The organism is Janthinobacterium sp. GW821-FHT03C10 (assembly GCF_059420865.1).
This window is the reverse complement of record NZ_JBWKUN010000024.1, coordinates 1-516: the sequence shown is the minus strand read 5'-3', so window position 1 is coordinate 516 and position 516 is coordinate 1. Positions and strand designations below refer to the sequence as shown.

Below are 516 nucleotides of genomic sequence, written 5' to 3'. Positions count from 1 at the left end.
GTGTCGGTTTGCGGTACGGTCTCGTATGACTGAAGCTTAGAGGCTTTTCTTGGAACCACTTCCGATTGCTTCGTGAACAAGTTCACTCGTCCCATCCCCTTGAATTCCGCACCCGGATTTGCCTAAGTGCCTTCTATGAGACAGAAACTGACTATTCCAACAGTCAGACAACCTTCCGCGATCCGTCCCCCCATCGCATCATACGACGGTGCAGGAATATTAACCTGCTTCCCATCAGCTACGCATCTCTGCCTCGCCTTAGGGGCCGACTCACCCTGCTCCGATGAACGTTGAACAGGAAACCTTGGGCTTACGGCGTGGAGGCTTTTCACCCCCATTATCGCTACTCATGTCAGCATTCGCACTTCTGATACCTCCAGCATCCTTTACAAGACACCTTCGCAGGCTTACAGAACGCTCTCCTACCATATCATAAAGAATATCCGCAGCTTCGGTGACTGGCTTAGCCCCGTTACATCTTCCGCGCAGGACGACTCGATCAGTGAGCTATTACGC

At 52.1% G+C, this 516-nt stretch carries 1 rRNA gene; it reads right to left on the bottom strand.

Annotated elements, in window-relative coordinates:
• Positions 1–516, bottom strand: a 23S ribosomal RNA gene (locus AC07VH_RS29215); the annotation flags it as partial.